Consider the following 24,118-nt stretch of genomic DNA (forward strand, 5'->3'; position numbering starts at 1 on the left):
TATTAGTACTATCCTACTATAAAAAGAAGTGATTACCCTACATTTTTGTTCGTTTTTCCAAAGAAATACAAATATATATATATTTGCACCCAATAGTTTTTTAAATATCAACGCAATTACTTAACTAACATGAAAAAGATTTTAGCATTAGTCGCCATATTGGCGATAGGTTTAGGGAGTATCAACGCACAAGATAACCTCAGATGGGGTGTCACAGCAGGTATGAATGTAAGCAGCCTCAACGTAACCGGATTGGACAGTCGCGTAGGTTTCCATGCAGGCGTTAAGGCTGAATTGGGACTGCCTCAGTTTACGGAAGGTCTTTATATGGATTTCGGAGCGCTGCTTTCGCTGAAAGGCGCCAAAGTTGAAGCAGGCAGTATGGCCAGTTTCAAGATCAACCCGTACTATTTGGAGATTCCGGTACACATTGGCTATAAATATGCTGTAAATGAAAATTTCTCCTTGTTTGCCAATGCAGGTCCTTACATTGCAATCGGTCTGTTCGGTAAAGCGAAAATGACAGCTGACGGCAGTTTGGTAGATGGAGGTTCCAAGGTTTCCGAATCAGGGAACGTGTTTGGCGATGACGGATTCAAACGTTTTGACCTTGGATTGGGACTGAAAGCAGGCATAGAAATCAGTAAGAAGTATCAGTTCTCCATCGGCTACGACTTCGGATTTATTGAAGCTGAGGAATTGATGGGCTGCAAGAATAGAAACCTAATGATTTCTTTAGGACTTATGTTTTAAACGATATCAAGAATAGAGAAGGGCGTTGAATAACGCTTTTCTCTATTTCTCTCCCCCTTTCCACACTCTGCCCCTCTCTATTTATCTGCATCAACAGTGGAAGGGTATTTTTATCCTGTCGATTAAGCATATTTCAGTATTTATCCGTAAGTTTGCATCACAATAATTTAACTGATTGAGATATGGCTTACGATATACCAACAATGCTTTCTGAGGCAACCGGAGTTCTTAAGTCTCTGATTGCTATCCCTTCTCTTAGCCGCGATGAAGAAAAAGCGGCTGATTATCTACAGAATTATATAGAATTGCAAGGCATGGCAACCGGGCGAAAAGGCAATAATATCTGGTGCCTCAGCCCGATGTTCGATTTAAATAAACCTACCTTGTTACTAAACTCACATATTGACACCGTGAAAGCCGTGAACGGTTGGCGAAAAGATCCGTTTACCCCAACTCAGGAAAGCAACGGAAAACTATACGGGCTGGGAAGTAATGATGCCGGTGCAAGCGTTGTCAGCCTATTGCAAGTCTTTCTGCAACTTTGTCGCACTACACAGAAGTACAATCTCATTTATCTTGCTTCCTGTGAAGAAGAAGTGTCCGGAAAGGGTGGTATCGAGTGTGTATTACCGGAACTTCCTCCGATCCACTTTGCCATTGTAGGCGAACCTACAGAGATGCAGCCCGCCATTGCAGAAAAGGGACTAATGGTACTGGATGTAACTGCTTACGGTAAAGCCGGACATGCTGCACGAAACGAAGGAGACAACGCTATATATAAGGTATTAGAAGACATCGCTTGGTTTCGTGACTATCGCTTTGAAAAAGTCTCTCCGCTGTTAGGGCCTGTAAAAATGAGTGTAACACAAATAAATGCAGGTACACAGCACAATGTCATTCCCGACCGCTGCACTTTTGTAGTAGATATCCGCAGCAACGAATGTTATAGCAATCAGGAACTATTTACTGAAATACAAAAACATATTTCTTGCGAAGCCAAAGCACGTTCGTTCCGCTTAAGTTCTTCTCACGTAGCAGAACAACATCCGATAGTACAGCGTGCCGTAGCAATGGGACGTGTACCTTTTGGTTCTCCTACCCTCTCCGACCAGGCACTAATGTCATTTCCCTCGCTCAAAATGGGTCCGGGAAAGAGTAGCCGTTCACACACGGCAGATGAGTTCATTTTCATTCAGGAAATAGAAGAGGCTATCGGGTTATATCTGGAACTACTGGACGGAGCAACCATTGATATCTAATCCCTCCCACTTCCATATAAGGGGATAAAGACATCTGACATAAGGGACAAAGACATCAAAGCCAAGAGATTATCGCATCAAGATACTGGCAGTTTCAGGTGCTAACCAAGGTTGACAGGCCTGTTAACCTTGGTCAACGGGCCTGTTAACTGCCGTTGACAAGCCTGTCAACCTTGGTTAACACCCGATTATCCTTTAGGAAAAATAAAAGAATCAATAAGGTAAAACAAAACTATACCTGATACGCTACCTATTCAGCCACGGCTCCGGATTCAGTTTCTCCTTCTCCTTACGCAACTGGAAGTGAAGTACCGTACGTCCATTGTCCGCACCATCCGAGAATACTTGTCCGAGGACTTGCCGGGTAGTTACAGTATCGCCCGTCTTCACTGAGGCTGAAGATAAGTTACAGTAGACAGATATGTAGTTTCCATGACGGATGAGAATATTGAAAAGACCGTTCAGCTGGAAAACAGCAGCCACCTTTCCATTAAAGATAGCACGTGCCTGTGCACCGGGCTTGCCTTGAATATCTATCCCTTTATTATCCAGTTTCACATTACGAAGCCCCTCTACAGAATACTGGCCATAGCGGCTGGTGATAATATAAGGTCCTGTAATAGGCATTGGCAACTTGCCACGGTTACTGACAAAGCTACCGGAAAGTTCCCGGTCTGCCTTATCCATCGTATAGGTTTCAAGAGGCGCCGCTTTCTTCGTTGTAGCCTTTTCGGAAGAAGAAGTTGCAGCCGATTTCGTTTCTTTGGCAGCAGCTTTTTTACGGGCAGCAGCTTCCTTGCGGGCTTCTTCAGCTGCACGTTTACGGGATTTCTCAATTTCTTCGGCTATCAAACGATCGATACGTGCATTCAACTGGTTGGCTTCCTTACGCTTTTTATTGAGTTCATTTTGCAAACCGCGTTGTTTCTTCTGCAGGTTGGCCACCAAAGTCCTCTTTTCTTTTTCCTGAGCTTCCAACTTTTCTTTCTCGACTTCACGCTCTTTCAGTAAACTGGCTTTCGCTTTCTTTACCTGTTGCAGTTCTGTTTTCTTTTGATTGACCTGTTCTTGTTTTTTCAGAATCTCTTCGCCTTGCAGACGCTGATAGTCGGCATATTCGCGCACATAGCGCATACGGCGATACGTCTGCGACAACGTTTTGGCCGAAAGAATAAAAAGAAGCTTTTCCTGGACAGAACGATTCTTATACAAATATTGAACAGAAGCTTCATACTTCTTTTTCTTATCCTTCAAATCGTTTTCAAGGCGAACCAATTGCCGTTCCAGTTTGGAGAGTTCACGGTCTATAGTCTCCATATCATTATTGATGGTAAGGATGTACCGTTTCCGTTCTTCTATCTGTCCGGTAAGGGCGGCAAGCCCGTTCAACTGGCTACCTACATCTTTCTTTGTAGTGTTCAAGAGTGTTTCCGACTCAGCTATCTGCTTTTGCAAAGCGCCCCGTTTACTTTCCAACTCTTTTATCATCTTGTTGGATTGGGCGCAAAGCGGCAGAGCCAGACAGAAACAACCTATGAAGATACAAAGAAAATGTCTCATAACTTCGCCAGCATCTCTAAAAGTTCAGTCCATTCAACTTTAGTATATCTGGAAGACACCTGAGTAGGTGTCAACGATATCTCTTTGTTCGAGAAGTCAGTAAGAACAATTTTACCTTTCTCTAAAGAAGGGATACCCAGTTCTTTGCCCGTCAAAGTGGCCTTACCACCGGGTTTGGCAGCATCAAAAAGAATCTTTTCCAGATAGGCAAAGTCTGCCTTCCTAGGCAGGATGTCTTTCAATTCTTTGCGGGTAGCCTGAACATAACGTTTTCCCATACGATCTACGACCAGTACATCGTTGGGAGTGATTTCCAATCGAGCTATTTCACTGCGAAGAATAGGCATCAAAAAAGAAAGTTGCATACGTTCTCCGCTCACAAGCTTCATTGTACCATTCACTGTAACTGTACCTCCTTTATTAGGAATGGTCAGTTGTACCTTAGAAGACAAATAGCGGGGTTCTCCTGTTGATGAAGTCATTTTCCGGGAAGTCTTACAGCCGGAAAGACCTAGCACTAGACTTAGGAGAAGCAAAAAGGGCAGGATACGAATACATCCTGCTGTGCTGTATTTGCTGTGTAATACTCTCATTCTGGTATATATTTCTTTTTCTCAATCTTCTTTTTCAATGTTTTGGACTCACTGCCCATTTCCTGGGCCTGCTTCCAATACTTCAAGGCACCGTCCACATCACCGGTCATATAATAGATATCACCGCAATGCTCTACAATGGTGTCACTCTTATCACCCTCATTCTTCATAGCATCGTCTATATAAAGGCGTGCTTCAGCATAATTACCTTTCTCAAATAAAATCCAGGCATAAGTATCCAGGTAAGTAGAATTATTCGGCTCAGCCTTCACGGTTTTATAACTCATTTCCTCCGCTTTATCCAGATCACGACGTTCCAGAGAAAGATAATAAGCATAGTTATTCATGGCTCCGATATTCGCCGAATTGTAAACCAATGCAGAATCGTATGCGGCATAGGCCTCTGCATTCATCTTTTTCGTATGATAAATATCACCCATGATGGCATAGAAATCCGAAACGACTTCTTTCTTGCTCTTTTCCGTAATGTTTCCCAATGCCTTCTGGCAAACGGCAAGTGCATCGTCTGCCCGTTCTGCCTGATTATAAGCTATAGCAAGATAGAAATAGAATTCCAACATATCCGGATTGGATTCAACACCTGCCTCACAAAGCCGGATCACTTCTTTATAATCTTCTTTACGAACCGCTTCACCCAGAAGCGTCATACGGGCGGCTGTGTTGGTAGGATCTATGTCCAACACCTGTTCCAGCACAGGCATTGTTTCTTTATTCATCCCTTTGGAAAGGAGATATTGGGCATAGAGCATAGGCATTTGTGCATCGTCCTGATCCTGTTCCAAGATACGGTCGAAAAGAGTAATCACGCGAGTACTATCCTTGCCTGCCCGTTCATTCTCAACCACAAACTGGCGCATCACATTCAATTTAGTATCGGAAGGTACTTTCTTGTTCAGCAAAAGGGTATCCAATTGCTGTTCATAGAGTTCTTTCTGTCCGGTCTGCTCATAGTAGGATGCCAGTGAGTACATGGCCATGGCATTATCCGGCTCGGTAGCAAGTACCTTCTTGTACATGTTGTAAGCTTCATCCTTTTTGCCATTCTGCATATAGACATCCCCCAGCACTACTTGATAACGCATATCCATCGGATATTCTTCCACCAGACTTTCAATCTCACGGAAAGCACTCTGATTATCTTTCATCTGTAAGTAGATGCGGAATTTCTCCATACTGAGCTGCTCGTTCTTACCCATTTTTTCTTCCAGACGATTCAGAGTAGTAATCACATTATCATACTCTTCCAAACGATTATATATTTCCAGCAAGCTGTACAGAGCATCCATCTTATCCGGGAAGCGGGTGACCATGCTTTCCAGCAAGTCAGTAGCCTTTTGCATCTCGTTCTGTTGTTGGTACAGGCTTGCCAGTCCCTGACTATACCAGTAATTATCCGGATCATTCTCCACAGCTTTTTCTAAAGCTGCCTGTCCCTGGGGAACTTGTTTAAGGAACATGTAATATTGCGATATTTCATATAGAGCCGATGACGCATTCGGATTGATGCTCAGACAGTGCTGCAACAAATCGAAAGCAGCTCCATAATCATTTTGCATCTTCAGGCGGGAGGCTTCCAGAAAGAAGTAATCGTATTTACGCTGTTGTTCGGGCGTAAGCATAACCTGCGTCTTCATCCCTTTCCGTTGCTTCTTACCTCCCTGACGGGAAGTGCCACACGATACAAGTAACGCGCACAACAAGAAAAGCGATAGTATGTTAAATCTAATCTTCATCATCAGTTGCAATTATCAATGTTACACTCCCGTATGGCCGAAACCACCGGCACCGCGCACCGTTTCATCCAACACTTCCACTTCCTGCCAGGTGGCTTGTTCGTGGCGTGCTATCACCATCTGGGCTACACGTTCCCCATCTTCTATCACAAAAGTCTCCGATGACAGGTTTACAAGGATGATACAAACTTCCCCACGGTAATCGGCATCAATCGTTCCCGGAGAGTTCAACACAGTAATACCTTTCTTTATAGCCAAACCACTGCGAGGACGTACTTGTGCTTCGAATCCCGGCGGCAGGGCAATATATAATCCCGTAGGTACTAGGCAACGCTGCATCGGAGCTAACGAAATAGGTTCTGAAAGATTAGCACGGATGTCCATTCCTGCGGACAGTTCGGTGGCATAAGCCGGAAGCGGATGTTTCGATTTATTAATGATTTGTACGTTCATATTCAAGTCGTTTACTATATTAACGGGCGAAAATACGGAATTTGAAGCAAAATAATGATACATTTGCAGTTAAATAATAACAAAGTAACCATGATGAATTGGAATACCCTCATATCTGCCAAGCGTTTCGGACTGGAAGAGTTTCATCAGGAGCGTCACGAAAACCGTTCAGAGTTCCAGCGTGACTATGACCGTCTCGTTTTTTCAGCTCCTTTCCGCCGCTTGCAGAACAAAACACAAGTCTTTCCCCTTCCGGGTAGTATTTTCGTACACAACCGCCTGACACATAGCCTTGAGGTATCCTGTGTAGGCCGCTCATTAGGGACTGATGTAGCCAAGGCAATCCTTGCCCGTCAGCCCGAACTGCAAAATTCTTATCTTCCAGAAATAGGTTCCATTGTATCAGCTGCCTGCCTGGCACACGATTTAGGTAATCCCCCTTTCGGACACTCCGGAGAGCGGGCCATCTCCACTTTTTTCTCCGAAGGAAAAGGTATGGCACTGAAAGAGCAACTTCCTGCCGCACAATGGGAAGACTTGACACATTTTGAAGGAAACGCCAATGCTTTCCGCTTACTCACCCATCAGTTCGAAGGACGGCGCAAAGGTGGCTTCGTTCTTACCTACTCCACTCTGGCAAGCATCGTAAAATACCCCTTTTCATCGAGTTTAGCCGGTAAAAAGTCCAAATTCGGCTTCTTCACTACAGAAGAAGAAAGTTTCCGACGGATAGCCGAAGAACTGGGAATGAAGAGGCTAAATGATGATCCACTGAAATATGCCCGCCACCCGCTCGTCTACCTAGTAGAAGCAGCAGACGACATCTGTTACCAGATGATGGACATTGAAGATGCCCATAAACTAAAGATACTCACTACCGGAGAAACACAAGATTTACTCCTTTCTTACTTTCCTGAAGAGCGTAAGGCTCACATGCTCAAAACACTGGATTTTGTCAGCGATGTCAATGAGCAAATAGCTTATCTACGTTCTTGTGTCATTGGATTGCTAATCCAAGAATGTACTCAGGCCTTCCTGAACAATGAAGAAAGAATATTGGAAGGAGAATTCGAAGGAAGTCTCATCAAACATATATCCGAACTGCCTGCCAGTGCTTACAATCATTGTGCCGACATTTCTCTAAAGAAGATTTATCGCTCACGCGACGTATTGGATATTGAACTTGCCGGTTTCCGCATCATCAGCACTCTGCTAGACTTAATGATAGATGCCGTTCGTTCACCTGAAAAGGCTTACTCACAGCTACTCATCAACCGGGTATCCGGCCAGTATAATATAAAAGCGCCCATACTCTATGAAAGAATACAGGCGGTATTGGATTATATCTCCGGTATGACAGATGTCTTCGCTCTCGACCTTTACAGGAAAATAAATGGGAATAGTCTTCCGGCAGTATGAGATAACTGAATTCCAAATTTAGCTATTCTATGTTCAAAAACATCCAATAACGGCATTTGAGACTCCTAAACGATTAATGATGCATCAATAACCTTAAATCTTTTTTTATATTTGCCCAGCCTTCTACCTCATTCAGGTGTCAGCATTTAAAGAAAAGAATTCGAAGGATGATTGATTTATATAGAATAGAACTAAATTAAATATCTACTTATTATGAAGAACTTTTGTGTATTTCTTGTTAGTGCCTTATTCCTACTACCCACAGTACAAGCTGTAGAAACGGATTACAGGCAGGGGCTTTCTATCTGGTTCGACACTCCCAACAGTTTGGCCGGACAAGCTGTATGGTTACGAAGCAATGGTAACCGGGGAGCTAATCTCGACCGGGAATGGGAAAGTCGGTCACTACCAATCGGAAACGGTAGCCTGGGAGCTAATATTCTAGGCTCGGTTGCCGCCGAAAGAATCACCCTCAATGAAAAAACGCTCTGGAGAGGCGGACCTAATACGTCCGGTGGTGCCGACTATTATTGGAACGTTAACAAACAATCCGCCCCTATTCTAAAAGAAATCAGGCAGGCATTCACCGAAGGAAACGGAGAGAAAGCAGCACAACTGACCCGCAAAAACTTCAACGGATTAGCTGCTTATGAAGAAAAAGACGAACACCCGTTCCGATTCGGCTCATTCACCACGATGGGAGAACTTTATATAGAAACCGATTTAAGTGAACTACGAATGAAGAACTACCGCCGCATATTATCTTTGGATTCAGCCATGGCCGTGGTACAATTCGACAAAGAAGGCGTGCAATACCGCCGCAAGTATTTCATATCTTACCCGGACAGTGTGATGGCAATGGAGTTCTCCGCCGATAAAGCAGGAAAGCAGAATCTTGTATTGAGCTATGCCCCAAACCCGGAAGCCCAAAGCAATATACGTACCGATGGAACCGACGGTTTAGTGTATACCGGAGTCCTGAACAATAACGGAATGAAATTTGCTTTCCGCATCAAAGCGATTGCAAAAGGCGGAACCGTTATAGCACAGAATGACCGGTTGATAGTGAAGGGTGCCGACCGGGTAGTATTCCTGCTCACCGCAGACACCGACTACAAGATGAACTTCAATCCGGATTTCAAAAATCCGAAAACTTACGTAGGCGATGATCCGGAACTCACAACGCAATCCATGATGAACCAAGCGTTGTTGAAAGGATATGAGACATTGGCTAACAACCATAAAGCAGACTATACGGCACTGTTCAACAGAGTTAAACTGACCTTAAACCCCGATGTTACCGGGTCCGATTTGCCAACCTACCAGCGTTTGGCAAACTACCGGAAAGGACAACCGGACTTCCGCCTGGAGGAACTGTACTATCAATTCGGGCGCTACCTGTTGATAGCCAGTTCACGACCGGGAAATCTACCGGCCAACTTGCAAGGAATGTGGCACAATAACCTGGACGGCCCTTGGCGTGTGGATTACCATAATAACATCAATATTCAGATGAACTACTGGCCAGCCGGTCCTACGAATCTTAGCGAATGTACCTGGCCGTTGATCGACTTTATCCGGGGATTAGTGAAACCGGGTGAGAAAACTGCACAAGCCTACTTTGCCGCACGCGGCTGGACAGCTTCCATTTCTGCCAATATATTTGGATTTACCTCACCGCTTTCCAGTGAGATAATGGCATGGAATTTTAACCCGATGGCCGGTCCGTGGCTGGCAACGCATATCTGGGAGTATTATGACTACACGAGAGACCGGAACTTCTTGAAAGAGGTTGGCTATGATCTGATTAAGAGCAGTGCACAATTCACTGTAGATTATCTGTGGCACAAGCCAGACGGTACCTATACAGCCGCTCCCTCTACATCCCCCGAACACGGTCCGGTTGACGAAGGCGCCACCTTTGTACATGCCGTAGTGCGTGAGATTCTTCTGGATGCCATTGAAGCAAGTAAAGTACTGGGCGTAGACAGCAGAGAACGCAAGCATTGGCAAGAAGTGCTGGCCCACCTTGTTCCTTACAAAATAGGACGCTACGGACAATTACTGGAATGGTCGAAAGACATCGATGATCCCAACGACAAACATCGTCATGTAAACCATTTATTCGGTTTGCATCCAGGACGCACACTTTCACCAGTAACTACTCCGGAACTGGCAAAAGCAGCAAGAATCGTGTTAGAACACCGTGGTGACGGAGCAACCGGCTGGAGTATGGGATGGAAGTTAAACCAATGGGCAAGACTTCAGGATGGTAATCACGCATATACCCTGTTCGGCAATCTGCTGAAAAACGGCACTCTGGATAACCTGTGGGATACACATGCACCATTCCAAATAGACGGAAACTTTGGAGGAACAGCTGGTGTAACAGAAATGCTCCTGCAAAGCCACATGGGCTTCATTCAGTTGTTACCAGCACTACCGGATGCCTGGAAAGACGGGGTGGTAAGTGGGCTTTGCGCCAAAGGAAACTTTGAGGTTTCCATCTCCTGGAAAAACAACCGGCTGGATGAGGCAATACTTGTATCAAAAGCAGGAGCTCCATGCACCGTCAGATATGAAGACAAGACACTTTCATTCAAGACTGTAAAAGGAAAGACTTATAAAGTCAAAGTAGACGGAGATAAACTGACGCAAATCCAATAAAGAAAATGCTTTAGATATACCGGAGAAAATAAGAAAGCGGAGAATGAGCTCACTCTCCGCTTTCTTATTTTTATTTAGCACCTTTCATCTACTTGGAAAGAAAACTTTATTAGCCCCGGAGGTAAGTTTGCAGGCCTCCGGCTCATTCTCGATAAACGACTGGATATGGCGGATACGTTTTTCTGCCAGAATCTCATCCACAGCAATCAGAATGCCGGTTTCTTCTACATCACCGAAACCATAGTTAATGGCAGTACCGAACATACGCATAGTCGGACTCAAACTCATGTAAGCATTCACCAACGGCGGAATGTTATACCCCAACTTACGTATCTCACAATTCAATATTTTATAGTCTTCCTTAAAGGTATTCTTACAGAACAAAGCAGCCAAATCCTCCTCCTTAGCTTCCATTTCAAGTGGTTTCATCGGAGTTATCAAATTTTCCTTATCCCCAAAATGTTTCTTCAGGAAATAAAGAATCATGTCTCTTCCCTGACGATGATAACTTGGATACATAGTTACTTTACCAAAGAAATACTTCACATTGGGCATTACCACCGTCAGTGCTCCTAAGCCGTCCCACAGATTATCCAATGCAAATAAGCCTTTACTACCGGCACGGGTAGATTGATACTCAACTGTAACAAACGAACGTCCCAACTCAATGGTAGTAGGGAGATACTCCTTCAAAAACTTTTCAGAGAAATTGAACATGTGGGCTGTAGCCAAAATGGGAGCCCCCTTTTCGTCATACCGAACGTCTGTACCAAGAAGGTAACGATAACCACCTAATATCTCTTCCGCCTCCGGATTCCAGACAATCAACTGTTTGTAGGGATTTTCCATGATATCGTATTCATCGATATCCAGCGGTTTTCCTGTACCTCCGCCTGCTGCACGAAAAGCGATCTCACGTAGACGTCCGATTTCTTTCATTATATTCGGAGAATCCTGAGCTGTAATGATATAAATCTGATTATGGCTCTTATTTGTCATACGCAGACGCTTCTCTTCGGTCAATTCCGCTTTCAAAAGCTCCTTACTTATAGGTTCAATAATCTCTTCCATATTTTTTTGTTAGTAGTTCTTTAATTCACTTTATCACCTTGTCACTTTACCACCTTATAACTTATACACAATGTCTTTCACATAAGCCGCCCACTCGGCAGGAGTCTTCGATTTATCAAAAGTCTGCCAGGAAATAGGTTTCCCAATGGTTACGGTAAACGTTTTATGACGGTTCTTCAGCATCTCATCCGCAAGATAGAGCATAGCAATATTAACCTTGATGCCCAAGAATTTACAGATGTTAGCCAAATTATAAAAAAAGTTCGAATTCCGACCCTCGAAATGAATAGGGACAACATCACGATGTGTCTGCACGCTCTTTACAATAAAGGTCTTCTTCCAATCCAAGTCACGGATCACTCCATTCTGACGACGGGAACACAACCCAGCCGGGAACATTATCAATTGATCATCGGATGCAAAACCTGCTTCTACCATTCTCGGAAAGTCTTTTGCCTGTTTTCCGGTCTTATTAATAGGTATACAGAGAGGGGCTAATCCTTGCAGATTCATCAGCAAGTCATTTACCATATACTTCACCTTGCCATTATAAAAAGAGCCCAGTATATATCCCAAGGCCACACCATCCTGGCCTCCCAACGGATGATTGGAGACAAAGGTGTAAAGTCCTTCTTTCGGTAGATTTTCTTCTCCCTTCACCACGATATTGGCATCCAGAAATTCCAGGCAGGCTTTTAAAAAGTCTACGCCCACTTTATCCTTAGAATCGCGCAGGAAAACATTCAGTTCTTCCTGATGAACAATTCTTTTCAGATAAGAAACTACGAATCTGGGGATATACTTATAGTACTTCGGAGCCTTTTCCCGGAGTACTTTATCAATATCAATCAAAAATAAAGAGTCGTCAGCCATTCTTTTTAAGATGAAATGATTGCGCAAAATTAACTCATCTTTTTAATTATACGCAATAAAATTGTCTAAAACTGCACCCAAAAACAAACAAAAGACGCCCAAAAACTATCAATTGATAGTTTTTGCCCTAAAGATTGCTTGAAATGCGTCCGTCGGAGTTAGATAACTTTCGTAAAATTGCAACATCAAAAGTCAAATAAACGAATAACTATATAAAAAAGGAGAACGATATGAACAGTATTACATTCCAAAAAGATTTGCTCGGAGTACAAAACGATTTATTACGTTTCGCATACAAATTAACCTCCGACCGTGAAGAAGCAAATGATTTGCTTCAGGAAACCTCATTAAAGGCATTGGACAATGAAGATAAATATGTACCGGACACTAATTTCAAAGGCTGGATGTACACCATCATGCGCAATATCTTTATTAATAACTATCGCAAGGTGGTTCGCGACCAGACCTTCGTAGACCAGACAGATAATCTTTATCATCTTAATCTGCCACAGGAATCCGGATTTCAAAGCACCGAAAGCGCTTATGACCTGAAAGAGATGCACCGCATAGTAAATGCCTTGCCACGCGAATATAAGATTCCATTCTCTATGCATGTATCCGGTTTCAAATACCGCGAAATTGCAGAAAAGCTGGGATTACCCTTAGGCACAGTAAAGAGCCGCATATTCTTTACACGCCAAAAATTGCAGCAAGAACTGAAAGACTTCAGATAACCTGACAGGCAAGATAAAACCAAGTATTACCTTATTCAACCTAAACCGATAACGTTTTGATATAGCACCTGAAAACTATCAATTGACCACCCAAAAACTATCAATTGATAGTTTTCCCCCCATTTAATGCGAGAATTCCGTCCGTTAAAGTGATGCATTCTTCGTAAAATTGCAAAGTCAAAAGGCAAAACAAAAGAATAACTATTGAAAAGGAGAATTGATTATGAATAACAGTATTACATTCCAAAAAGAATTGCTCGGGGTACAAGGCGATTTATTACGCTTTGCATACAAATTAACCTCGGACCACGAAGAAGCAAACGACCTACTCCAGGAAACCTCTTTAAAGGCGTTAGATAACGAAGATAAATATGCACCTGATACGAATTTCAAAGGATGGATGTATACCATCATGCGTAACATCTTTATCAACAACTACCGTAAAGTAGTTCGCGATCAGACTTTCGTAGACCAAACAGATAATCTCTATCATCTCAACTTACCGCAGGATTCGGGATTCGATTGCACGGAAAGCGCTTATGACCTGAAAGAGATGCACCGTATAGTAAATGCTCTGCCCCGTGAATATAAAATTCCGTTCTCAATGCACGTATCCGGTTTCAAATACCGCGAAATTGCAGAGAAGCTGGGATTACCATTAGGTACAGTAAAAAGCCGTATCTTCTTTACCCGACAGAAGTTACAACAAGAATTGAAAGATTTTGTTTAAGAATAAAGAATAATAATAAGCAGAATCAATACATCATATAAAATTTTAGTTGTGTTAGAGAGATAATGGGCAGGCAGGAGTAATCCGGTCTGCCCTATCTTTTTTAGGGATCTACTCCATACCCGAACCATAGCAAAACCGTACTTGCTCCGTACATTCTCCACTCAGAGGTACTTCTACAAGGAGAAAGTACGGGATTGGTACGGAACAAGTGCAGCCCAGGTAGGTATTTGATTAGTAAAATTTGGGGGCAGGAGGATTTTCTCCTTTATAGTCTTTATTCGTATAAACACGTATCCAGTCGATATACATGGCAGGCATCGCGTCTTTCTTCCATTCGGAAGGTATGATGGCGCCGGGCCAGGCATTCGGATTGGTAGAGATACCTGTACTGAAAATCAGGAAAAAGCCCTGCGGATCACTCCAAGGCCAGTCGGTATTGCCATCAGCCCCTTTGTTATGTTCAAAATAGGCTTGTCCGTTGACACCTCCTACAATACGGTCGGGATACCATTCCAACCAATAGATATTCCACTGGGACATATCAGCAAGATCAATAGTGGAAGTGACACTGCCCGAACCACCTACCACACCGGCATAATGATTCTCGGAATGCAGCGTGAAGTGGGCACGGTCATTCAGCGTCTTCTTCGGATTCTCCAAAAGGTCGATTTCACCGTTCTTCGGCCAGGGACGGTTATTGTTGCCCATAAACCAAAGGGCATCATTAAAGCCTACATAGGAAGTACGTTTGAAGCGGATTTCAATGCGCATATTCTCGGTGAAATTGCACCAAAACTCCTTACTTCCCGGTAAAGAAGTACGGTAACAACCGTGAGAATACTTCACTTTCTTACCAAAACGGTTGTCTATCGAATCTTTCTCTTCCACACTCCAGATGCACAAAACCCCATCCTCTACCTTTGAGCATTTCCGGTTATCGACCTTTGCCGTACGAGACATGTGCATGCCTCTATGTTCTATAAAGCCAAGTGGAAGCCCCTTTTTCGTATCTTTACCATTAAACTCATGGGCTGTATAGAAATACCAGCTATCCACTTTAGGGTGTCTGTCCCCTTCCTTCAGAAGCAACACATCCCCCGGATGATCATAAACCAGCGTTTCATCATCTTTCTGCAATTTCCTTCCTGCTTGTCCGCCATCGGGATAAGACAGACTGCCGGAAAGCCATGCCATAGCGATTATAGCAACGATTGAATATTTCATCATACTATTTTGTCAGAATACCTACTTCACCGACAGATACGGCGTTTTTGTTATTTATCTCCGACAAAGACTCCAGTTTAAAGTAACGGGCAGGATACGTCTTGCCGAATCGTACAAAATAAGGCACGGGATTGTGCATGATATTGCTGAACTCACCACCCGCCTCACATTTAGTCCACGACTGACCATCAAGACTGACGTAGAAAGCATACTTATAGATAGTTCCCGTTAAATCTTCTTCCAGAGAGGGAGCATAGCTGAAACCATTCATACTCACTTCATGTCCCATATCGACTACCAATGGTGTAAGTGCAGAAGCACGCCAAACCGTTTTACGATTTCCATCAATAGCCTTGTGGGAATCTGTATTGCCACCAACCACCTGCCATCCATCAACTGGTACATCGCTGAGTTGTACTTCTTCATTCTTATCTGCAAGAGGTTCTGCGTAGAAAAGGCCGACCGCAGTTACATTAGCCACACCACGGGCAGAACGAATGGTTACACGAATACGCTCCGGACAAGTATCAGAGAAACGTACAAGACGCTTATACCCTACAGTTGTGCCTTCTGCCATATGAATCCAGGAGCCATCTTTATACGCTTCTACAAGGAAACTTTCAATACGTTGTCCTTTGGAGATATCTTCCTGAATCATAAAAGCATTCACCAACGCATCTTTCTGTATATCATATTGGCGGACTGTACCGGAAGTTCCATGCCATGCCTCGTTTCCTTTCAGCACATAATTACAGGCAAAAGTTTTCTTTAAATAACTGGAAAATTCTTTCAGCCGCTGCACATCATTTTCATTGATCAACCCACGAAGGTCGGGCGGAATATTCAATAAAAGAACGGAATTATAGCCTACTGATTTGAAATAAATATCCGTCAGATGATTTAAAGACTTCACCTGCTTGTCCTGATCGGTATGATAAAACCAACCCGGACGAATGGAAACATCCACCTCAGAAGGATACCAGAAAAGTTCGGTAGCGCGAGCCACTATATCACGTCCGCCTAAGTCCTTTGCCTTGCCGAAGATACCCAATTCTTTATTCTGTTCGCCGGAACGGGGATAAATACCCGGAGTCAGAGCTGTAGCACTCCATTCTGTTTCACGACCGATACCTTTTTCATTGCCTACCCAACGAACGTCATCACCCATGATAGCAGTAACTGCTTTAGGTTGCAGGCGGCGGATGGTGCGCAGAATGGCATCCCAGTCATAGATTTGTTTTTTGCCGTTAGGACCTTCACCGTTGGCACCGTCAAACCACACTTCATGGACTTCACCGTAATTGGTGAGCAATTCGGTCAGTTGCTCGATGAAAAACTGGTTGTAGGCAGGGGAATCACCATAGCAAGAGGCATTACGATCCCAAGGGGAGAGGTAAACTCCAAATTTGATGCCATACTTCTTGCAAGCATCGCGCAATTCACGTACCACGTCTCCCTTTCCATCTTTCCAAGAGGAAGAGGCCACGGAGTGACGGGTCGTTTTGGTAGGCCAGAGACAGAAGCCATCGTGATGTTTGGCGGTGATGATGGCCATCTTGAAACCGGATTCTTTAAGAGTCCTCACCCATTGTTCGCAGTCCAGCGAGGTAGGATTAAAGATGGCAGGATCTTCAGTACCATCTCCCCACTCTCGTCCGGTGAAAGTATTTACACCAAAATGCAGGAAAGCGGTCAGTTCCATACGCTGCCACTCCAGTTGTTGGGGAGTGGGTACAAGGCGTGAAGCCATATCTATCTTTTCCGCAACTGTAGCATCAGCGGGAAAAGCAACGTGCTTTTCATAATAAGTTTCTTGTGCCTGCAATCCGGAAAGGATTGTAAGACTAAGAACTGTAGTTAGAATCAGGTTTTTCATGCTATCTTATGTTATAGGTTTCGATCTATTTCAAAGGACGGATTGTAAACCGGAATGTGTAATCCTGCACAGGTACACGATACTGCGGCAACACTCCAGGACCACAGGTAGCCGTACCGACTCCTGCCTGTGCGGCATCCAGATGAACAGTTATCACTCCTTCGCGCCGTAGTTGATTGATATGCGTTGCCGCATCCAGATTCTCATCCGTAAAAGGAACCACACTAAATTGGAACGAGGTATCGGAACGGAATGCCAGCCCCTCACCTGCCTCATCAGCAAGTTGCATCCAACGGACATCTGTACGGTTACCCGTTGCCTGCGGACGAACATAATAGTGGAACATACGCTCCACATCAGTGTGATAAATACCTATTTTACCGGATTGGTTACGATCCATATAAGTTTCATGGTCTCCACGCCCCAGATAAGACACCTGACTGTAAGTATCGGGCATTTCAAAAGTAAACCCTACACGCGCCAGTGAAGAGATAACGGTGGTATCCGGCACGAAGTGTGTCTGTATATCCAATTCGCCGTTTTTCTTTAATGTATAGACGAAAGAAGCGGTTCCCACTTTTTCACCACGGACATTCAATAACTCCACTTCGGCACGTCCGCCACGGGTAGAGGTCTTCACGGTAAGGGCACGCTGTGTCAACTGATCCAACCCGGCTTTCTTCCAAGCTTTGGCTCCTCCTACTTTTTCACGGTTATCATTATCCGTCACCGGACGATAGAGGCTCAATGTAACAGGGGAAAACAGTAATTCTTTCCTATTATAAATATAAGAGCGAAGCGCCCCTGTTGCCGGATCTATATTCATTTCCACCTTACCCGAAAGTTTAGTTTCCGGAGTCCGGTAGTTCTTATTACCCGAAAGAACAAACTGATCATAGGCTACCTCGTAATCCGTATTAATAAACGGAGCAGCATCCACAGGCGTCCAACTTAAGTTCAGATAAGCTTCACGAACATCAGAAGGTAAACGTACAGCACCCAGCGTAACTTCAACGGTGGCGTGCGGAGCAGCATCTACCCGACGAGTACCGTCAGCAATCACTTTCCCATGATCACCTACCACCTGCCAGTGTAAGATATAAGCATTGAGATTCGTAAAATCATACCAATTCTTTATATTTAAAGTCAGGTTACTCTTATCAACTAGTGTAGCCTTTATATATTGATATGCTTTCTTCACTTCCAGCAAATGCGGATGAGGTTCGCGGACGGCATTCACCAGACCATTGCAGCAGAAGTTTCCAAAACTGGGTACATTCTTCGGACCATAATCGCCACCGTAAGTCCAATACCAACGACCATCGGCATCTATTTCACGGAAAGACTGATCTACCCAATCCCAGATACAACCGCCCTGCACTATAGGTTCTGTTTCGAAAACATCCATGTATTCTTTCAATCCGCCTCCGCTATTGCCCATAGCATGCAGATATTCAGTCATGATGAAAGGACGATATACTTTCGGTTCTGTCTGGCGGGCATAGACCAGCAATTCTTCCACACTGCGGTACATACGACAGTAGATATCCGTATTATAATTCTGTTCGGCACGCTCGTATTGTATAGGACGGGTGGTTTCAACGGACTTCATCCAGTCGTATGTCCGTTCAAAGTTGATTCCGTTACCCGCTTCGTTGCCCAACGACCAGATCACGATACCCGGATGGTTCTTGGCACGCTCGTACATACGTTGCGTACGGTCCATGTGTGCAGGTAGCCAGGTGCTATCCTTTGCCAATGAAGCCGGGCCATACCCCATGCCATGCGACTCGATGTTTGCTTCATCTATCACATAAAGGCCGTAGCGGTCGCAGAGTTGATACCAGTACGGATGTGTCGGATAATGCGAGTTGCGCACAGTATTCAGATTATGTTGCTTCATCAGGCGAATGTCTTCTTCCATCAGTTCTTTGCTGACAGTACGTCCCAACTGTGAGTGTTCATGCCGGTTAGCACCTTTTACCAATACAGGTACCCCGTTGATACAGAAACGGCCATCCTTGATTTCGGAAGTACGGAAACCGACTTTGCAACCGGTCAGGTGTGTTATATGTCCTGCATCATCTTTCAACGCCAATATCAATGTATAAAGATTCGGGTGTTCTGCACTCCAACGTTTTACATCAGGAAGGGACTGTTCGTCAAAGGTAATAAAATTACTCAAACCACGGTTCTTGACCGGTATTTCATTTTGTAATATTGCCTTTCCGGCAGTATCTTCCAGACTATATGCCAAAGTAGACACACCAGCCGCACTTCCTTCAACTGTTATATCAAGGCCGAAAATTCCTTCCTTATACTCTTTCTTATCCAAAGAAGAAGTCACTTTATAATCAGCTATAAACTGGCGTGGAGTACTGTAAAGATAGACATCCCGTTCAATACCACTCAACCGCCACATATCCTGACACTCCAGATAGGAACCTGCACTCCAGCGATATACTTCAAGTGCCACGGTATTTTCTCCTGCCTGTACATAGTCCGTGATATCCCATTCGGCAGGAGTCTTTGAACCTTGGTTATAACCCAGCATATGTCCGTTCACCCAGATATAATAGAAAGAGATCACACCTTCACAGCAAATCACGATGCGACGGTCTTTCCAGTCAGCAGGAACCGTGAACGTACGGCGATAAGAACCTACTTCGTTCTCTGCATAAGGTACCAGCGGCGGATTCTTTTTGAAGTTGAACAAAGGATCATCAAATTCATAAGTTTCATTCACATAAATAGCCGTACCATATCCCTGACGTTCCCAGTTGCCGGGTACATCGATATCTGCCCATCCGCCCGTATAAAACGAAGGTTTATAAAACTCTTTCGGACGATGATCGGGATTCTTCACCCAATGGAATTTCCATTTACCGTTCAGACTCATATAGTAAGGTGATTGCTCATAATTGCCTTCACCCACAGCATCAGCATTCGCATAAGGCCATATATAAGTATGTGGTGCTAGTTTGTTTTTTCCGATAGCATACTGGCTCTGCCATTCCGGCTGCGCCACAACAAGCACGGGAAATGAATATAGGGCTATCAAACTCAAAAGTATCTGCTTTATCATAATATGTCTTTACTCTACTATAATTTCATCGAAATATATCCGTGCTTCCTGTCCCGGTCGTACATGAGTGAAAGGACAATCGCCTGCCCCGTATGCCACAACACGGACATAACGTGTTTTCTCTCCCACCTCAAACGAAATATCCTCGCGGAAAATACCTTCACGGAAGATGTCATCCTTCGTGTAAGTTCGTTCGGAGACTTTGCGGAAGTCCGCACCATCTGTCGAAATCAGAGTTTCTATCCTTGCAGGCTTGTGCACCGCCATACCGTAATTGGTGATAGAACCCAGCGTCAATCGGTTCACGGTTTCGGGCTTCTTCAGATCGAGGGTGAAAGAGACGGTATCGTTCTTCATCCATGAACACCATTCGGAGTCGGTATATTTCAGGCTTCCACGCACACCATTCACCAGCAGACCGATGTTGTCGGCACCAATGCTCTTTATAGCCTTTGCCGTTGTCGGATTCCAAACAACAGGCAGTTCCAGCGTTTGTCCCATTTGCTTTCCAGATGCAAAGGTGGCAGCTTTTATTGTTTTTGTACTCGTGAGCATCAATGGCCGGGTATAGAGGGCGGACTGTACTGTGGGCATAGTGCCATCCGTTGTGTAGCGTACCTCTACATCCGGACGAATGCAATCCAGTTGCACTTGCAGGCAGTCATCTTTTGGCGTCACCGTATGCTGTATGTTATACATAGAACGGGCATAAACAATTCCTTTCGCTGTAAGGTGTTCATTGAAATGATCCAAAGCTTTCAGATAGGATTTCCAGTTCTTACGTTCCGGTTTTGCCCAAGCTACCTCGGCCAATGCAGACAAACGGGGAAACAACAAATAATCCACATCCTCGGGAGCGTTGCAGAACTCCGTCCACATGCAGGCCTGCACTCCCATTAACAGGGAAGTGGTATGCTGCGACCAGTCTCTTTGTATCGGTTCGTAGTCGTACACATCCTTCAACGTATTGTTTCCGAAGTATGTCACCGGTTCAAACCATTGCGGTCCCTGATAGCGGATGAGATACATAATCCTTGCGGGCGTCATGATAAAGCGATGTCCCAGTTCGGCAGCTTTCATCGCAGCCTGTCCGTAACCCTGCCATCCCTGAATGATAAAACCTTCCGGGATAGTAGCATTCGTCAGCTCATCCCAGCCTATCACCTCACGGCCTTTGCTCTGCACATAGCGAGCCATACGCCCCATAAAGTAACCTTGCAGTTCTTCTTCATTCTCCAGTTTCTCCTGTTTCATCCGCGCCCGGCACAACGGGCATGCTTCCCAATGCGTCTTCCGAGCCTCATCTCCACCCAGATGGATATACTTTGAAGGGAAAAGTCCGAGAACTTCGTCCAGCACATCTTGCAGGAAAGTGAACACACTGTCGTTTCCGGCACAGTAGATGACATCGGCATTCTCTCCCCCCAAACCGGGCAACACACCGATATATTTATTCACCACCGGACACGCCAATAGCGGATAGGCAGCCAGTGCGGCATTACTGTGCGCCGGCATTTCTATTTCAGGAATTACTTCGATATGGCGTTCCCCGGCATAAGCCACTATCTCGCGGATATCATCCTGTGTATAATATCCCTTTTCTACCGTAGGTTCACCCTGGCGGGGATTGCGGCGTTCCGAAAAATTCTTGCCCGGACGGTCTACGCGGCGGGAACCTATCTCCGTAAGCAACGGGTATTTCTTGATTTCGATGCGCCATCCATTATCATCCGTCAGATGGAAATGCAGTGTATTCAGTTTCAGCATCGCCATGCAGTCGATGATACGCAGCAGGTTCTCCTTAGGGGAGAAGAACCGTGCCACGTCCACCAACAACCCGCGATAGCCGAAACGGGGCTGGTCGGTGATAGTAACAGCCGGAACTGTCCAGTCGATGCCTGTCACTACTTGTCCACCTTCGATGGCGGCAGGCAGCAGTTGGCGGATACTCTGCAAAGCATAGAAGAAGCCTTGTACATCGGCAGCATGAATGTTTATTCTTTTAGCTGTAATTTCCAGTTTATAGGCTTCTTTCTTCAAACCGGCATCCGTCGTCAGACAAACATCTCCTTTCTTGTTTCCCACCTTTATGCGAGGAGTAAATCCTGCCGCACGGGTGAGAAGTGCGGTAAAGCGGCGTACTTCTACAGCTTGTTCCTCGTTCTCCACAGCAAAGGTTGTTTTTTCAGAGAAATGAAAGTTACCCGTGCCCGGCACTATACTGACCGGGCAGGGAACTAAGGGAACGGGTTGTGTCAAGTTATCAGCCTGTATGTTCGCCGCCATCAAAAGCAGGAAGCATACCAGTGTGTGAATAGTTCTATATCTCATAAGGTCTTTTATTATTAGATATGTGAATCAGGGGTTAAAATCACTCTTTGTCTCTCTCGGGCGAAAAGCGTACAGGGTCGTTGTATTGTTCCTGCAATGCGGTTAGTTGCGCTTTCAGGTCTTTGATGATTTCTTCCGTTCCCGGTTGTCCGTAAATGTTACGCATCTCCGTGGGATCGGCCTGCAGGTCGTACAGTTCCCATTCATCAATATCATTATAGAAATGGATCAGCTTGTAACGGTCGGTGCGTACTCCGTAATGACGTTTCACCATGTGCTCGGCAGGATATTCATAGAAATGATAGTACAAAGCTTTCCGCCAGTCAGACGGTTTCTCGCCTTTCAGCAACGGTACCAAGGAAATGCCTTGGATATCTTCCGGCACTTCCACTCCGGCAAGTTCAAGGAAGGTAGGTGCGTAGTCAATGTTCTGCACCATTTCATTGATATCCCCTTTAGCCCGGAAGTCTTTCGGCAGACGCATAATCAACGGGGTACGCATGGACTCTTCGTACATGAAGCGCTTGTCGAACCAACCGTGCTCGCCCATATAGAAGCCTTGATCAGAAGTATAAACCACGAGCGTATTATCATCCAGTCCTTTTTCTTTCAGATAATCCAGCACACGCCCCACATTGTCGTCCAGAGACTTCACGGTTTTCATATAGTCGCGTATGTAACGTTGGAACTTCCAGTTGGCGAGTTCCTTGCCTTGCGGATTCTTCTTATAAAAATCATCAATGATAGGCCCGTAGAATTTGTCCCATGCGGCACGTTGTCCTTCATCCATGCGACCGATGTATTTCTCATAAAGAGATTTCAACCGGGTTTCTTTGTCCGGGCGCAGCATCTTGAGGTCGTAAATCATATCCATATCTTTCGCAATGCTCATCTCCTGTGCCGCAGCGGCGGGACGCCCTTCATAATCATCAAAGAAGTTATCCGGCAGGGGGAAAGTCTTGTCTTCATACAGAGCCAGATTACAGGTATCTGCCAGCCAGTTACGGTGAATGGCTTTGTGGTGGATCAGGATACAGAACGGCTTATTCTTATCCCGTTGGTTCTCCATCCAGTCGATGGCGTCATCTGTAATGAGGTTCGTCACATAGCCATGTTTCTGTATCGTATCATTATCCTGGGTGATGAAGTCCGGGTTATAGTAATCGCCTTGTCCGGGCACAATCTCCCAATAGTTGAAACCGGTAGGCAAACTTTCGAGATGCCATTTGCCGATGAGGGCTGTTTCATAACCGGCTTGTTGCAAGAGTTTAGGGAATGTCTGTTGTGAAGCATCGAACACGCAAGTGGTGTTGTCGTAGAATTTATTGGCACAACTGTGCTTGCCGGTAATCATGCAGGCACGGCTGGGTCCGCTTAGCGAGTTGGCTACAAAACTGTTGGTGAAGCGTACTCCATCGGCAGCAATCCTATCCAGGTTCGGTGTTTCCATATAACGGTGGTCATAGCAGCTCATCATCTGGGCTGTGTGGTCATCCGTCATGATGTATACTATGTTATATTGCTTCTGCTCTTCAGCTTTCTTTTGAGAAGAACATGAGGTTAAGGATGCCACGGCAGCAGCACCGGTCAGGGAATAAAGCAATCCTGATTGTAGGTTTTTCATGGTCGGAAATCTTAAGTAGTTTATTTACCCGATTAAAAACAGAAAGACAAAGCCGGAAGCAGAACAGACAAAAATGTGCTGTCTGCTTCCGGAATATCAGCTTATATCA

17 protein-coding genes are annotated in these 24,118 nt (G+C 44.8%); 6 read left to right on the plus strand and 11 right to left on the minus strand.

The annotated features are described in order from the left end of the window. The first annotated feature begins 129 nt into the window (after positions 1 to 129). Both BACINT_RS03845 and BACINT_RS03850 read left to right on the plus strand, forming a co-directional pair. Positions 130 to 753: a porin family protein gene (locus tag BACINT_RS03845; RefSeq protein ID WP_007660686.1), complete on the plus strand. Its 624-nt coding sequence runs from the start codon at positions 130 to 132 to the stop codon at positions 751 to 753. Between the two features lie 182 nt (positions 754 to 935). Beyond that, on the plus strand, positions 936 to 2,012 hold the full coding sequence (locus BACINT_RS03850; RefSeq protein ID WP_007660694.1) for a M20 family metallo-hydrolase: 1,077 nt from the start codon (positions 936 to 938) through the stop codon (positions 2,010 to 2,012). Positions 2,013 to 2,258: 246 nt separating this feature from the next. Here the strand turns inward: BACINT_RS03850 and BACINT_RS03855 are convergent, their stop codons facing one another. The 4 genes from BACINT_RS03855 to dut are packed head-to-tail and all read right to left on the minus strand — an operon-like array spanning position 2,259 to position 6,372. Next, positions 2,259 to 3,572 carry a murein hydrolase activator EnvC family protein gene (locus tag BACINT_RS03855; RefSeq protein ID WP_007660696.1) on the minus strand — a complete coding sequence of 438 codons (1,314 nt, stop codon included), beginning with the start codon at positions 3,570 to 3,572 and terminating at the stop codon, positions 2,259 to 2,261. Then, positions 3,569 to 4,165: a DUF4292 domain-containing protein gene (locus BACINT_RS03860; protein WP_007660698.1), complete on the minus strand. Its 597-nt coding sequence runs from the start codon at positions 4,163 to 4,165 to the stop codon at positions 3,569 to 3,571. Before BACINT_RS03860 ends, BACINT_RS03855 begins: the two co-directional genes overlap by 4 nt. Beyond that, positions 4,162 to 5,922, minus strand: coding sequence for a tetratricopeptide repeat protein (locus BACINT_RS03865; protein ID WP_007660700.1), 1,761 nt, complete (start codon positions 5,920 to 5,922; stop codon positions 4,162 to 4,164). The genes BACINT_RS03860 and BACINT_RS03865 overlap by 4 nt, the downstream gene beginning before the upstream one ends. Before the next feature lie 18 nt (positions 5,923 to 5,940). Further along, entirely contained in the window at positions 5,941 to 6,372 is a 432-nt protein-coding gene (gene dut, locus BACINT_RS03870; RefSeq protein ID WP_021968203.1) for a dUTP diphosphatase, read from the minus strand. Positions 6,373 to 6,462: 90 nt separating this feature from the next. Here dut and BACINT_RS03875 point away from each other — a divergent pair, with 90 nt between their 5' ends. Both BACINT_RS03875 and BACINT_RS03880 read left to right on the plus strand, forming a co-directional pair. Continuing rightward, positions 6,463 to 7,791 carry a deoxyguanosinetriphosphate triphosphohydrolase gene (locus BACINT_RS03875; RefSeq protein WP_044154723.1) on the plus strand — a complete coding sequence of 443 codons (1,329 nt, stop codon included), beginning with the start codon at positions 6,463 to 6,465 and terminating at the stop codon, positions 7,789 to 7,791. Between the two features lie 213 nt (positions 7,792 to 8,004). Next, entirely contained in the window at positions 8,005 to 10,458 is a 2,454-nt protein-coding gene (locus BACINT_RS03880; protein ID WP_007660706.1) for a glycoside hydrolase family 95 protein, read from the plus strand. 84 nt (positions 10,459 to 10,542) lie between these two features. Here the strand turns inward: BACINT_RS03880 and BACINT_RS03885 are convergent, their stop codons facing one another. Both BACINT_RS03885 and BACINT_RS03890 read right to left on the minus strand, forming a co-directional pair. After that, on the minus strand, positions 10,543 to 11,529 hold the full coding sequence (locus tag BACINT_RS03885) for a GNAT family N-acetyltransferase (RefSeq protein WP_007660709.1): 987 nt from the start codon (positions 11,527 to 11,529) through the stop codon (positions 10,543 to 10,545). A gap of 54 nt (positions 11,530 to 11,583) precedes the next feature. Next, positions 11,584 to 12,402 (minus strand): 1-acyl-sn-glycerol-3-phosphate acyltransferase, encoded by an 819-nt coding sequence (locus BACINT_RS03890; RefSeq protein ID WP_007660710.1) that lies wholly within the window; start codon positions 12,400 to 12,402, stop codon positions 11,584 to 11,586. Positions 12,403 to 12,632: 230 nt separating this feature from the next. Here BACINT_RS03890 and BACINT_RS03895 point away from each other — a divergent pair, with 230 nt between their 5' ends. Continuing rightward, positions 12,633 to 13,136, plus strand: coding sequence for an RNA polymerase sigma factor (locus BACINT_RS03895; RefSeq protein WP_007660711.1), 504 nt, complete (start codon positions 12,633 to 12,635; stop codon positions 13,134 to 13,136). Positions 13,137 to 13,359: 223 nt separating this feature from the next. Further along, positions 13,360 to 13,866 carry an RNA polymerase sigma factor gene (locus BACINT_RS03900; protein ID WP_007660712.1) on the plus strand — a complete coding sequence of 169 codons (507 nt, stop codon included), beginning with the start codon at positions 13,360 to 13,362 and terminating at the stop codon, positions 13,864 to 13,866. A gap of 234 nt (positions 13,867 to 14,100) precedes the next feature. Here BACINT_RS03900 and BACINT_RS03905 read toward each other — a convergent pair whose 3' ends face one another. Genes BACINT_RS03905 through BACINT_RS03925 form a run of 5 tightly spaced genes read right to left on the minus strand, consistent with a single transcriptional unit; the run spans position 14,101 to position 24,009 of the window. Beyond that, entirely contained in the window at positions 14,101 to 15,096 is a 996-nt protein-coding gene (locus BACINT_RS03905; protein WP_007660714.1) for a glycoside hydrolase family 16 protein, read from the minus strand. Between the two features lies 1 nt (position 15,097). Then, the gene (locus tag BACINT_RS03910; RefSeq protein ID WP_007660715.1) at positions 15,098 to 16,969 is read right to left on the minus strand and encodes an alpha-L-fucosidase; all 1,872 of its coding nucleotides are present in this window, start codon (positions 16,967 to 16,969) and stop codon (positions 15,098 to 15,100) included. Positions 16,970 to 16,994: 25 nt separating this feature from the next. Further along, positions 16,995 to 20,054: a glycoside hydrolase family 2 TIM barrel-domain containing protein gene (locus BACINT_RS03915; protein ID WP_007660716.1), complete on the minus strand. Its 3,060-nt coding sequence runs from the start codon at positions 20,052 to 20,054 to the stop codon at positions 16,995 to 16,997. 9 nt (positions 20,055 to 20,063) lie between these two features. Continuing rightward, positions 20,064 to 22,385 (minus strand): glycoside hydrolase family 20 protein, encoded by a 2,322-nt coding sequence (locus tag BACINT_RS03920; protein ID WP_044154697.1) that lies wholly within the window; start codon positions 22,383 to 22,385, stop codon positions 20,064 to 20,066. Positions 22,386 to 22,425: 40 nt separating this feature from the next. Continuing rightward, on the minus strand, positions 22,426 to 24,009 hold the full coding sequence (locus BACINT_RS03925) for a sulfatase family protein (RefSeq protein WP_007660724.1): 1,584 nt from the start codon (positions 24,007 to 24,009) through the stop codon (positions 22,426 to 22,428). Positions 24,010 to 24,118: the final 109 nt, after the last annotated feature.

The organism is Bacteroides intestinalis DSM 17393, from assembly GCF_000172175.1.
GTDB lineage: Bacteria > Bacteroidota > Bacteroidia > Bacteroidales > Bacteroidaceae > Bacteroides > Bacteroides intestinalis.